This is a genomic window from Corallococcus exercitus (assembly GCF_003611585.1).
In the GTDB taxonomy this organism is placed as follows: domain Bacteria; phylum Myxococcota; class Myxococcia; order Myxococcales; family Myxococcaceae; genus Corallococcus; species Corallococcus exercitus.
Map to the genome: position 1 here is coordinate 1 of NZ_RAVW01000303.1, position 12157 is coordinate 12157.

Annotated in this window: 13 protein-coding genes; 5 read left to right on the top strand and 8 right to left on the bottom strand. The window is 69.5% G+C overall.

The features are described from left to right. The coding region (locus tag D7W79_RS29530) for a serine/threonine-protein kinase (RefSeq protein ID WP_244222033.1) at positions 1 to 1034 on the top strand (1034 nt) is incomplete at its 5' end. Positions 1035 to 1111: 77 nt separating this feature from the next. After that, a complete protein-coding gene (gene serB / locus D7W79_RS29535) occupies positions 1112 to 2314 on the top strand; it encodes a phosphoserine phosphatase SerB (protein ID WP_120528728.1) in 1203 nt (400 codons plus the stop codon). Positions 2315 to 2317: 3 nt separating this feature from the next. Here the strand turns inward: serB and D7W79_RS29540 are convergent, their stop codons facing one another. Continuing rightward, positions 2318 to 3178, bottom strand: coding sequence for a GspE/PulE/PilB domain-containing protein (locus D7W79_RS29540; protein WP_120528720.1), 861 nt, complete (start codon positions 3176 to 3178; stop codon positions 2318 to 2320). 103 nt (positions 3179 to 3281) lie between these two features. Here D7W79_RS29540 and D7W79_RS29545 point away from each other — a divergent pair, with 103 nt between their 5' ends. Together D7W79_RS29545 and D7W79_RS29550 are read left to right on the top strand one after the other, a co-directional pair. Beyond that, on the top strand, positions 3282 to 3476 hold the full coding sequence (locus tag D7W79_RS29545) for a CPXCG motif-containing cysteine-rich protein (RefSeq protein WP_120528721.1): 195 nt from the start codon (positions 3282 to 3284) through the stop codon (positions 3474 to 3476). A 235-nt stretch (positions 3477 to 3711) separates the two neighbouring features. After that, complete coding sequence (locus tag D7W79_RS29550) at positions 3712 to 4152, top strand: Hsp20/alpha crystallin family protein (RefSeq protein ID WP_244222034.1); 441 nt, start codon at positions 3712 to 3714, stop codon at positions 4150 to 4152. 123 nt (positions 4153 to 4275) lie between these two features. Here the strand turns inward: D7W79_RS29550 and D7W79_RS29555 are convergent, their stop codons facing one another. From D7W79_RS29555 to D7W79_RS29580, 6 genes are all read right to left on the bottom strand, one after another. After that, positions 4276 to 4905 (bottom strand): response regulator, encoded by a 630-nt coding sequence (locus D7W79_RS29555; protein WP_043321054.1) that lies wholly within the window; start codon positions 4903 to 4905, stop codon positions 4276 to 4278. Between the two features lie 44 nt (positions 4906 to 4949). Next, positions 4950 to 5525 (bottom strand): KdsC family phosphatase, encoded by a 576-nt coding sequence (locus tag D7W79_RS29560; protein WP_171436003.1) that lies wholly within the window; start codon positions 5523 to 5525, stop codon positions 4950 to 4952. Between the two features lie 23 nt (positions 5526 to 5548). Then, a complete protein-coding gene (gene kdsA, locus D7W79_RS29565; RefSeq protein ID WP_120528723.1) occupies positions 5549 to 6385 on the bottom strand; it encodes a 3-deoxy-8-phosphooctulonate synthase in 837 nt (278 codons plus the stop codon). After that, positions 6382 to 8031: a CTP synthase gene (pyrG, locus tag D7W79_RS29570; protein WP_120528724.1), complete on the bottom strand. Its 1650-nt coding sequence runs from the start codon at positions 8029 to 8031 to the stop codon at positions 6382 to 6384. The genes kdsA and pyrG overlap by 4 nt, the downstream gene beginning before the upstream one ends. A gap of 87 nt (positions 8032 to 8118) precedes the next feature. Continuing rightward, positions 8119 to 8352 (bottom strand): hypothetical protein, encoded by a 234-nt coding sequence (locus D7W79_RS29575; protein ID WP_120528725.1) that lies wholly within the window; start codon positions 8350 to 8352, stop codon positions 8119 to 8121. Between the two features lie 328 nt (positions 8353 to 8680). Next, on the bottom strand, positions 8681 to 10450 hold the full coding sequence (locus D7W79_RS29580) for an ABC transporter ATP-binding protein (protein ID WP_120528726.1): 1770 nt from the start codon (positions 10448 to 10450) through the stop codon (positions 8681 to 8683). A gap of 127 nt (positions 10451 to 10577) precedes the next feature. On the opposite strand from D7W79_RS29580, the gene D7W79_RS29585 reads away from it, so the two are divergent. Further along, the gene (locus D7W79_RS29585; RefSeq protein ID WP_120528727.1) at positions 10578 to 11426 is read left to right on the top strand and encodes an aldo/keto reductase; all 849 of its coding nucleotides are present in this window, start codon (positions 10578 to 10580) and stop codon (positions 11424 to 11426) included. Here the strand turns inward: D7W79_RS29585 and kdsB are convergent. Next, positions 11419 to 12157 (bottom strand): 3-deoxy-manno-octulosonate cytidylyltransferase (gene kdsB / locus D7W79_RS29590; RefSeq protein ID WP_244222035.1); only part of this gene is annotated, 739 nt, incomplete at its 5' end. The genes D7W79_RS29585 and kdsB overlap by 8 nt on opposite strands.

Here is a 12157-nt window from a genome sequence, read left to right on the forward strand (position 1 = left end):
CGCCCGCCCCGGTTGCCCAGCCCCTCGTGGTGACCGCGCCCATCCCCAGCGCGTCCCAGCCGCTCATCATCACCCCTCCGCTCTCCGCCGCGCCCGCTCCGATGCCCCCTCCCTCCACGACGCCCGCTCCCGCAGCCCCGGTCCCCAATGCCGCCGCCGCGGCCGCCGCGAAGGGCGCCAGCGACCTGGACCTGCGCTACCAGAAGTTCGACCCCATCGGCACGGGGCCGCTGGGCACGGTCTTCAAGGGCCGCTACAACGCCCTGGGCCTGGACATCTGCATCAAGGAGCTGAAGGACATCTTCGGCTACTTCTCCTTCCTGCAGCGCGGTGAGGTCCTCAAGCGCCTGAAGAAGGAGCTGTGCGCGCAGGCGCAGGTGCGCCACCCGGGCGTGGTGCAGATCCTCGACCAGAACGTGGACTCGGCGCGGCCCTACTTCGTGGTGGAGCTGATGCGCGGCAGCCTGAAGGAGCGGCTGGAGGCCGCGGGCGGCAAGGGCCTGGAGGTGCCGCACGCGCTGCGCACCTTCCTGCAGCTGGCGTATGGCCTGCGGGCCGCGCACGCCGCGGGGCTCACCCACCACAACATCAAGCCGGAGAACGTCCTCTTCGACGCGTACGGCAACGCGAAGCTCGCGGACTTCGGCATGAGCCGCGTGGTGGAGGTGGACGCCACCAAGGGCATGCCCCAGGTGTTCGTGGGCACGGGCGGCATGGTGTACATGGCGCCGGAGCTGATGAACCGGGGCGCCAAGGAGCCGGGCCCGTCCGCGGACGTGTACGGCCTGGGCATCCTGCTCTACGAGATGTTCACCGGGCAGATTCCGGGCCGCCGCTCGCCGCTGCCCTCGGAGGTGAACCCGGAGGCGCCCAGCGGGTTGGATCAGCTCTTCGACAAGGCCACGCAGGACAAGCGCGAGCAGCGCTACCCGGACGTGGACGCGATGCTGGAGGACTTCTACAAGGCCTTCCCGGAGCGCGAGTACCTGGACCGTGGTTCACTCATCGTGTCGTCGGATCCGACGCAGGAGTAGCCGTCGGCCGGGCAGGCGGGCCTCGTCTCACGAGGCTCGCTCGTTGCGACATGGACCTGTCAGACTGCGGCGCGCACATGCACACGCGCCCCTCCGACAGCGTCCTCCTCACCGTCACCGGCAGGGACGGCCCCGACACCACCGCCCGCCTCACCGGCCTGCTCGCGGATGCGGGCGCGGAGCTGCTCGACGTGGAGCAGGGGGTGGTGCAGGGCCTGCTCACCCTGGCCCTGTGGGTGCGTCTGCCAGAGGGCGCGCGGGTGGGAGAGTCCCTGCGGGCGCTCCCCGAGCTGGCCCGCGAGCTGGGTGTCACGGTGGACGTGCGCGCGGTGCCTCCGGCCGCTCCGTCCCTGGGGCCGGAGCCGCTGCGCTACGTCGTCACCGCGACGGGCAAGGCGCTGGGCGTGCGCGACGTGCACGCGCTGACGCGGGAGCTGGCGGCGGGGAACGCGCGCGTGGAGCGCATCACCCGGCTGAGCGAGACGCCGCTCGCGGCGGTGGAACTGCACGTCACGCTGCCCGCGGACGCGGACCCCACGGCGCTCAAGCGCGCGCTGCTGGCGCTGTCCATGGCGAGCCCCACGTTCGACGTGGCCCTCCAGCGCGAGAGCCTCTACCGGCGGGGCAAGCGCATGGTGGTGATGGACATGGACTCCACGCTCATCCGCATGGAGGTCATCGACGAGCTGGCGCGGGCGTACGGCGTCCACGCCCAGGTGGCCGCCATCACCGAGCGCGCGATGCACGGGGAGATGGACTACGACGAGTCCCTGCGCCAGCGCGTGGCGCTGCTCGCCGGGCTGGACGCTCGCGTGCTGCACGACCTGGCCGCGAACCTGCCGCTCACCGAAGGGGCGGAGACGCTCATCCGCGTGCTCCGGCGCCTGGGTTACCGCACCGCGGTCATCAGCGGCGGCTTCTCCGTGGCGGCGGAGGCGCTCCAGAAGCGGCTGGGCATCGACTTCGCGTACTCCAACGCGCTGGAGGTGCGGGACGGGAAGCTCACCGGCAGGACCGTGGGCACCATCGTCAACGCGCGCCGCAAGGCGGAGCTGCTGGAGACGCTGGCGACGCAGGAGGGCATCCTCCTGGAGCAGGTCATCGCCGTGGGCGACGGGGCCAATGATCTGCTGATGCTGGAGAAGGCGGGCCTGGGCATCGCCTTCCGGGCCAAGCCGAAGCTGCGCGAGGCCGCCGACACGTCCATCTCCGCCGGCGGGCTGGACACCATCCTCACGCTGCTGGGGCTCACCGCGCGCGAGCTGCGCGAGGTGGGCTGAACTTCAGACGCGCATGCGCGCGGCCAGCTCGCGCTGCTGCACCGCGCCCTTCTCGAAGACGAGCTCCAGCAGGGCGCGCAGAATCTTGGAACTCTTCTCCTGGTTCTGCTGCACCGTCTGCAGGCGGGCCAGGTCCTCCTCCGTCCACTCGGAGGTGGGTGAGCCGCCCGCGAGGATTTCATCCAGGATGTCCGAGGCGCTGGAGCCCGCGCTCGCTGCGGCGGACGCGGGAGCGGGGGCCGCGCGCGGGGCAGGCGCGGCGGGCGGCGGCGCGGCGTTCGGGTCGACGATGTCGCTGATGCGTTTGACGACCGTCTTGCCGCTCATGTCGACGACCTTGAACTCCTCCTCCTCGGGGAGCTCGCCCGCGTCCTGCTGCTTGTTCGTGTCGGGCTTGAAGCGCTTCTTCTCCACCGGCTCCTGGCCGCGGTAGTGGCGCAGGATGGCGTGCTCGATTTCACGGTCGCCCGCCACCATGGGCACCACGCGGGCGCGGCTGCGCGCCGCGACCTGATCCAACGTGGCCAGGTCCGTGGGGTCGGACATGGCCAGCACCAGCGTCTTCCCGTTGTCCTTGAGCTGCACGGGGAAGATGCCCTTCTGCTCGGCGAGCCCCACGTCCACGCGCGACAGCGCGGCCGCGTCCTTCGTCAGGTTGCCCAGCTGCACGCGCGGCATTCCCAGGCCCTGGCAGATGGCCTGGGTGATGGTCTCCTCGGACGCCAGGCCCAGGTCCGCGACGACGCGCGACACCCGTCCGCCCCACTGGTCCAGCGACGCGAGCGCGCTGCGTAGCTGCAACTCGTCGATGACGCGCGCCTTGACGAGGATGTCCGCGATGCGATTCCGGGAAGGGGGAGCCATGGGGTGGGGATTCTAGCGTCTGATGGCGCGGACGCTCAGTCCACGTCAATGAACATGCCCTGAAGGCCTGGGAACATGCCTCAAGGGCAAGGAGGCTTGCCCCATGCAGCCCTTCGCGGACGCCGCCACCCAGCTGTGCCCCTACTGCGGTGAAGAGGTCGAAGTCGACGTGGACTCGCTGGGCGCCTCCGCCGAGTCCTACGTGGAGGACTGCCCCGTCTGCTGCCGCCCCTGGCAGGTGCGCGTCACCCGGGACGACGACGGCGCCAGCGTCTTCCTGGGCCGCGACGACGACTGAAGTCCCCCGCGGCGGCCTCCTGACAGGAGGGCAGGCGGGCGGGCGTGAGGGGCCGTTTGGGCGCCTTCAGGACGGCGGGGGCCGTTCCTTGACACGTCCCGAACCATGGTTCTCTTGAGTCTTGTAAGGCGCTGCCGGGCGCCCCCGACAAACGGGGTCCCGGCCGCCCGATTCAACAACGACTGTGAACCCGCACAACGTGCGTCCGATGGGACGACACGCTCAGGAGAAGACCATGCTGAACGCTCGCTATCCCTTCAACAACGCCGCCATCACCCACCCGCTGCTGCGCGACTTCGACTTCCTCTTCCGCGAGCTGGGCGCCCGCAACGACGCCGAGCGCACCGTCACGCCCGCGGCGGACATCCTGGAGGCCGAGTCCGGCATCACGCTGCGCGTGGACCTGCCGGGCCACGACGCCAAGTCCATCCAGGTGAAGGTGGAGGACGGCGTGCTGACCGTGCGCTCCGAGCGCAAGGCGGAAGACGTTCCGGAAGGGAGCACCCTGCGCCGCCAGGAGCGCGCCTCGGGTGTCTACGCGCGCCAGTTCCGCCTGCCGGACACGGTGGATGCCACCCGCGTGGAGGCCCGCTACGACAATGGCGTGCTCACCCTCACCCTGCCGCGTCGCGAGGAGACCAAGCCCCGCGTCGTCGAGGTGAAGGTCCAGGGTTGATGCGCATGCATCAACACCCCATCAGGGAGGCCGCTGCCCTCGCTGCGACGAGGCGCGGCGACTCCCGCAAGCATCCTTGCGACCCGAGGGCTTCCGCGGTGGCCGGCGGAAGCCCCCGTCCCCTTACTTGCGAGCAGCGCTGGTGTTGAGCGCCAGCGGAACCCGGAACAGCTCCATCACCTGCGTCACGTCCAGCGGCTTGGCCAGGCACGCCACCGCGCCGGCCTGCTTGGACTGCTCCACCACGTCGGGCGTGTGATTGCTCGTCATGGTGATGAGGCGCACGCCCTCCATCTGCTTGCGCGCGCGGATGCGCTTGCAGACCTCGATGCCGTCGATGTCCGGCATGTTGAGGTCGATGATCATCCCGTGCGGCTTCTGCTCGGACACCAGCAGCAGGGCCTCCACGCCGCTCGTCGTCGTCTGAAGCTCCACCTGGTTCGCGTGCGGCTTGAACGCGCGCTTGATGGCGTCCAGCACCGGGCGCTCGTCGTCCACGACCAGCAGGCGCACCGTGCTGCTGCCCAGCTCCTCGGGCACGGGCATCTGGTGGGTGACCAGGAAGGTGCGCAGGTCGGTTGAACGCACCCGGCGGTGGCCACCCGGCGTGCGGAAGGCCATCAGGATGCCCCGGTCGATCCACTTGCTCACCGTCGACGGGTCCACCTGAAGCAACCGACTGATGTCGTGCGTCGTGTAGAGCTGGTCCGTCATCGCCGTACTCCCCTCGGACTGCATCGTTCCACTAGCCATGGAAATAAACACCTACCTTGGATGCGGGGTTTGATCAACCCACCCTACGACGTGCTGCGTTTACCTGTGCTTCTCATCAGACCCACGGCGTCATCCCAACGGCCACTGGCACGGAGGCACAGCTCCACCAGCTCACGGGCGGCTCCGTGACCGCCCACGTTCGTCGTAACGAAGTCCGCTTCCTGGCGCACCTCTGGAACGGCATCCGCGGGACAGGCGGAAAGCCCGGAGAGCGACATGGGGTCCAGGTCGTTGAGGTCGTCTCCCATATACGCGCACTGATTTGCGGGTATTTGGAGTTGAGCCAGCAATTCCTGAAGGGCGGGACCCTTCTCCTTGCGGCCCTGGAAGATGGCGGCGAGGCCGAGTTCCCGGCCCCGGGCCTCCACGATGCGGGAGGAGCGCGCGGTGAGGATGGCTGCGGGCAGGCCCACCAGCCGGGCCATGACGAGCGCATGGCCGTCCTTCACGTTGAAGCGCTTCATCACCTCGCCGTTGTCGCCGTAGTACAGCGCGCCGTCGGTGAGGACGCCATCCACGTCGAACACGAGCAGTCGCACGCGCGACGCACGGGACGTCAGCTCTTCCTTGCCCGGCTTGGAAGGCGCTTCCGTCTGCATGGCCTCCTCACCTTTCGCGTCCATCAACTGGCTTCGTGACCCAGCGCGCGGCGGATGCTGAGCACATCTCGTACCACGTCCTCGAACATCTGTGGATTGAGCGAGCACGGACCGTCACACAGGGCACGGTCGGGGTCTTCGTGGACTTCTGTGAATAAAGCGTCAATCCCGGCGGCGGCGGCGCTCCGGGCGAGCAGTGAGACGAACCGGCGCTCGCCGCCTGTCTTTCCATCGCTGGAGGAGGGGAGCTGGACGGCGTGGGTCGCGTCCATGCACACCACGAGGCCGGCCTCGCGCATCTGGGCGAAGCCGCGCATGTCCACGACGAGGTTGTTGTAGCCGAAGGAGGAGCCCCGCTCGGTGACGAGGATGTTCGGGTTGCCCGCCTCCACGGCCTTCCTCGCCGAGTGGACGATGTCCTTGGGGGCGACGAACTGTCCCTTCTTCAAGTTCACCCCCTTGCCCGAGCGGGCCACCGCCTCCACGAGGTCCGTCTGGCGGCAGAGGAAGGCGGGTATCTGGATGATATCCACGACTTCAGCGGCAGGCCCGACGTGGCTGGTTTCATGGACGTCCGTGAGAACGGGTACACCCACCTCCCGACGGATGCGGTCCAGGATTCTCAGACCTTCCTTCAAACCCGGACCGCGGAAGGACTTGCCGCTGGTCCGGTTGGCTTTGTCATAGGAACATTTGAAGGCATACGGGACGCCCAGCCGGGCGGTGATGCCCTTGAGGAGGTGGGCGTGGCGCAGGGCCATCTCCTCGGACTCGATGCTGTCCGGGCCGGCGATGACGAAGAGGCGCTGGCCGGGGCCGACCTTGTGGCCGCACAGCTCGATGGAGGGGGTGTTGCTCATGCGCGCACCGGGGTGGCAGGGGCCTGGGTCCGGTTGGCGTCGCGCTGGGCGAGCGCCGCGCCGATGAAGCCGGAGAACAGGGGGTGGGGGGCGAAGGGCTTGCTCTTGAACTCCGGGTGGAACTGGCAGCCGACGAAGTACGGATGATCCGCCAGTTCAATCATCTCCACCAGATTCAGCTCCGGGTTGTGGCCGGAGATGACGAGCCCGGCCTCCTGGAGACGGCCACGGTAGGCGTTGTTGACCTCGTAGCGGTGGCGGTGGCGCTCCTGGATGGATTCCTGGGCGTAGAGCTTGTGCGCGACGGTGCCGGCCTTGAGCGCGCACGCGTAGCTGCCCAGGCGCATGGTGCCGCCCTTGTCCTGCACCTTCACCTGGCTCTCCATGAGCGTCACCACCGGGTGCGGGGTGTGCTCGTCGAACTCCAGGCTGTTGGCGCCCTTCAGGCCCAGCACGGTGCGGCTGAACTCCACCACGGCCATCTGGAGGCCCAGGCAGATGCCGAAGAAGGGAAGCTTGTTCTCCCGCGCGTAGCGGACCGCGGCGATCTTCCCTTCGGTGCCGCGCACGCCGAAGCCGCCGGGCACGAGCACCGCGTCCACGCCAGCGAGCGTCTTCTCCGGCCCCTGCGCCTCCACGTCCTGGCTGTCCACGAAGCGCAGCTTCACGCGCACATCGTTGGCGATGCCGCCGTGGAGCAGGGACTCGTTGAGGCTCTTGTAGCTCTCCGTGAGGTTCACGTACTTGCCCACGATGGCGACGGTGACTTCACCGCGCGCGGGCTCGTAGATCTTCCGGACGATGGTCTCCCACTTCTCCAGGTGGGGTGCGCGGCTCCAGATGTTGAGCACCTCCGCCAGCCGCTCATCCAGGCCCTGGCGGTGCAGCTCCAGGGGCAGCTCGTAGATGCTGCGCACGTCCGGGGACGTGAACACGTTGCCGTTGTCCACGTTGCAGAACATGGCGATCTTGTCCTTCAGCTCGCGCGAAATCTCCCGGTCCGTGCGGCACAGGAGGAAGTCCGGCTGGATGCCGATCTCGCGCAGCTTCATCACCGAGTGCTGCGTGGGCTTGGTCTTCACCTCACCCGCGGCGCCGATGTACGGCAACAGCGTCAGGTGGATGTAGACGGCGTTCTGGCTGCCCACGTCGTAGCGCATCTGGCGGATGGCCTCGAGGAAGGGCAGGGACTCGATGTCGCCCACCGTTCCGCCGACCTCCACGATGACGACGTCCACGTCCTGGGCGGCCTGGCGGATGCTGGCCTTGATCTCATCCGTGATGTGCGGAATCACCTGGACCGTCTTGCCCAGGTATTCACCCCGGCGTTCCTTGGTGATGACCGCGTTGTAGATGCGACCGGACGTGAAGTTGTTGAGGCGGCTCATCCGGGCGTGGGTGAACCGCTCGTAGTGGCCCAGGTCCATGTCGGTCTCGCCACCGTCCTCGGTGACGAACACTTCGCCGTGCTGGAAGGGGCTCATCGTGCCCGGATCCACGTTGATGTAGGGATCCAGCTTGATGAGGGTGATGTCCAGCCCGCGGTTCTCGAGGAGGGCGCCAATGGATGCGGAGGCCAGTCCCTTCCCCAGCGAGCTGACCACGCCGCCCGTCACGAAGATGAACTTGGTTTTCTTGGAGCGCATGTCCCTTCCTGCCAAGAGGGCCAGGGGGCGTCAAATAATCTCTGCCGGCTGGACGCCCGGCTGGCCCCGCCCCGCGAACTCAGCCCTTCACTGCGCGTCCCAACCGCCTGGACGGGCGACCGCGAACTGCTGGGCGGTGGGCTGGCCCACGCGGAACTGTCGCAGGGCGCACCCCCGGCAGCTCCAGCCCTCCCAGCCTTTCTTCACGACCTGGTGCAGGCAGGCGTCGTAGTTGGGACAAAAAAGGTTGCGCTGGTCATCCACCGTCTCTTCATCACGGAGGGCGGAGGGCAGGGGGATGGGGCAGGGCGTGATGGACACGGCAGTTCTCCGGCAGGCGACCCAACGGTCGTGGATGGCGCTTCCCCCCGGCGGCCACGAACCGGTGGGTGGACAGGACATTCCCGGTAGGAAAGGGGAGCAAAAAAAGTCGCCCCCGCCGGCAAAGGCGGGGGCGACTCTGTACCGCAGGCGTCACTTCCGCCGGGCAGACACCGTGTTAGCGGGCCACCGCGACGGAGGTGGACGCCTTGATCTTGCTGTCGTTCAAGGCATCACCTCCTTTCTTGCGGCAGCAGAGATAATGCGTGCCCCCTTTTCGCGCCACGAAGTCAGCGGCGCACCCGGGGCCCGTCCGGAGAACGAGCGTTCAGGCGGCGACGACCTGGCGCTCCACGAGGCGGCGGTAGAGGCCGTCCTGCGTCATGAGGGTGGCGTGGGTGCCGCTCTGCACCACGCGGCCGGACTCCAGCACCAGCACGCGCTGGGCGTTGGCCACGGTGGACAGGCGGTGGGCGATGATGAGCGTGGTGCGGCCCTGCATCAGCCGGTCCAGGGCGTCCTTGACCAGGTGCTCGCTCTCCGCGTCCAGGGCGCTGGTGGCCTCGTCCAGGATGAGGATGCGCGGGTCCTTGAGCACGGCCCGCGCGATGGCCACGCGCTGCTTCTGGCCGCCGGACAGCTGCACGCCGCGCTCGCCCACCTCCGTGCGGTAGCCGTCCGGGAAGCGCTGGATGAAGTCGTGCGCGTTCGCGGCCCTCGCCGCGGCCTCCACCTGCGCGTCGGTGGCGTCCGGGCGGCCGTAGCGGATGTTGTCCGCGATGGAGCAGGAGAAGAGCAGGGGCTCCTGGGCCACCATGCCCACGTGGCGCCGCAGCCAGCTGGGGTCCAGCGACTGCAGCGGGCGTCCGTCCAGCAGGAGCTGGCCCTGGATCGGATCATAGAAGCGCGACAGGAGGGCGGCGAGGGTGGACTTGCCCGCGCCGGAGGAGCCCACCACGGCGACGACCTCGCCGGCCTTGAGCGTGAGGTCGATGCCCTGGAGCACCGGCACGTCCGGGCGCGTGGGGTAGGCGAAGTGCACGCCCCGCAGCTCCACGAGGCCCTCGACGGTGGCGGGGCGCTCGCCCTCGTTGGCGGGGATGGCGGGGGGGCGGTCCATCAGCTCGAAGACGCGCTCCGCGGCGCCGGAGGCGCGCATGAAGTCCGCCCAGAGGTCCGCCAGGGAGCCCAGGGAGACGGCCACGAGCATCGTGTAGATGAGGAACGAGGTGAGGGCGCCCACGGACAGCTCGCCGTTCACCACCAGCCGGCCGCCGTACCAGAACACCACCACCGCGGAGATGTAGCCCGCGCTGGAGGCGCCCCCCATGAAGGCGGCGGACTGGCGCGCGCGGTGACGGGCGACCTCGTAGGCGTGGCGCACGGTGTTGCCGTAGCGCGCGACCTCCGACGGCTCCGCCGCGAAGGAGCGCACGGTGCGCAGGCCGGACAGGCTCTCCTCGGCGACCTCGCTGGCCTTGGCGAGCGCGTCCTGCACGTCGCGCGACAGCCCGCGCACGCGCCGGCCGTACACCATCCCGCCCACCACGACGAGGGGCACGATGGCGAGCATCAGGAACGTGAGCGAGGCGGAGGTGTAGAAGAGCAGCACGATGCCGCCCAGGACCTGCACGGCGTTGCGCAGCCCCTGGGAGATGTTCACGCTCACCGTGTTCTGGAGCACGGTGGTGTCGGAGGCGAGCCGGCTGGTGAGCTCTCCGGTGCGGTGCGTGTCGAAGAAGGCCACCTCCTGGTTCATGAGGCGCTGGAAGAAGTCATGGCGCAGGCGCATGACCACGCGCTCGCCGGCGGTGCTGAAGAGGTAGTAGCGCAGGGCGGTCGCGACGCCCTGGACCAGGAAGACGGCCAGCATGACGAGCGCGGCCTTGTCGATGAGGTCGCGGTTCTTCGCGTTGAGGGCCTCGTCGATGAGGATGCGGACGCCCTGGGGGTACACGAGGCTGGCGCCGCTGCTGATGAGCAGGAAGACGGTGGCGAACAGCAGCGTGCCCAGCTCGGGGCGGGCGAGGGCCAGAAGGCGGCGCGCGGTGACCCCGGAAGGGCGGTGGGATGTCGGAGCGGTGACGGAGGGAGGCACCGGCGGAGCCTACTGGACTGTCGGGGGGCGTGCAGCCCGGCGGGTGACGCAGGGCCGGGATGCAGGCGGGAGGCCCGGGTGGTATTCCGGGGAGGATTCCAGGAAGCGTTCCACGCGAGGAGGGGCCATGGAGAAGCGCGTCTTTGGCAACACCGGGGTGGCGGTGCCCGTCATCGGACAGGGCACCTGGCAGATGGAGGACGACGACGCGGAAGGGGCCATCCGCGCATTGCGCGCCGGGTTCGACCTGGGGCTCACGCACCTGGACACCGCGGAGCTCTACGGGCACGGCCGCGTGGAGGAGACGCTGGTGGCGAAGGCCATCGCGGGCCGGCGCGACGAGGTGTACCTCGTCTCCAAGGTGATGCCCTCCAACGCGACGCGCAGGGGCACGGTGGCCGCCTGCGAGCGCAGCCTGAAGCGGCTGGGCACGGACCGGCTGGATTGCTACCTGCTGCACTGGCCCGGCTCCCACCCGCTGGAGGGCACGGTGGAGGCCTTCGAGGAGCTGGTGGCGGCCGGGAAGATCCGCTCCTGGGGGGTGAGCAACTTCGGGGTGGAGGACCTGGAGGAGGTGCTGGCCCTCGCGGGCAAGGGCCGCATCGCGTGCAACCAGGTGCTGTACCACCTGGAGGAGCGCGCCATCGAGCACGCCGTCGTCCCGTGGTGCGAGGCGCAGGGCGTGGCGGTGGTGGCCTACAGCCCGTTCGGCAACGGGCAGTTCCCGTCGCCCACCAGCGCGGGCGGCAAGGTGCTGGCGTCCATCGCGAAGGCGCACGGCGTGACGCCGTTCCAGGTGGCGCTCCGGTTCCTCGTGCGCCGGCCGTCCGTGTTCGCCATCCCGAAGGCGAGCGACGTGGCGCACGTGCGCGACAACGCGAGCGCGGCCTCGCTGAAGCTCACGCCGGAGGAGCTCCAGCGCATCGACGCGGCCTTCCCGAAGGGCGCCGAGCCGGACGAGCTGCCGGTCATCTGAGGCCGGCGCGCTCGCGCATCACGGCCTCCACGCGGGCCACGTCCTCCGGCACGTCCACCGCCACCGTGCGCCAGTTCACCTGGGCGCAGCGGATGCGCAGGCCGTGCTCCAGGGCGCGCAGTTGCTCCAGCTTCTCCGCCTCCTCCAGCGGGGTGGGGGAGAGCGTGGCCAGCTGGAGCAGCGTGTCCCGCCGGTAGCCGTAGAGGCCCAGGTGGGCCCAGCGGCGTACGGGCGTGCCGGGCTCGCGGGCGTGCGGCACGGCGGCGCGGCTGAAGTAGAGCGCGTCGCCGTTGAGGGCGAGCACGGCCTTCACCACGTTGGGGTTGTCCACCTCCTCCGCCTCCAGGGGGCGCACCAGGGTGCCCATGTGCACCGCGCCGTCCTGGAAGAGGCCCGCCAGCACCTTGAGGGCGGCGGGGTCCACGAGCGGCTCATCCCCCTGCACGTTCACCCACACGTCCACGTCCGGGCGGGAGCGGGCCACCTCCGCGATGCGGTCCGTGCCGGTGGGGCAGGCGGGGCTGGTCATCACCGCGCGGCCGCCGAAGCCCTCCACGACGTCGCGGATCCGCGCGTCGTCGGTGGCCACCCACACTTCGTCAAAGGCGCTGGCTTCCTGACAGCGGCGCCAGACGTGTTCGACCATGGGGCGGCCGGCGATGAGGGCGAGCGGCTTGCCAGGGAAGCGGGTGCTGGCATGGCGGGCGGGGATGACGGCCACGGTGCGGGAG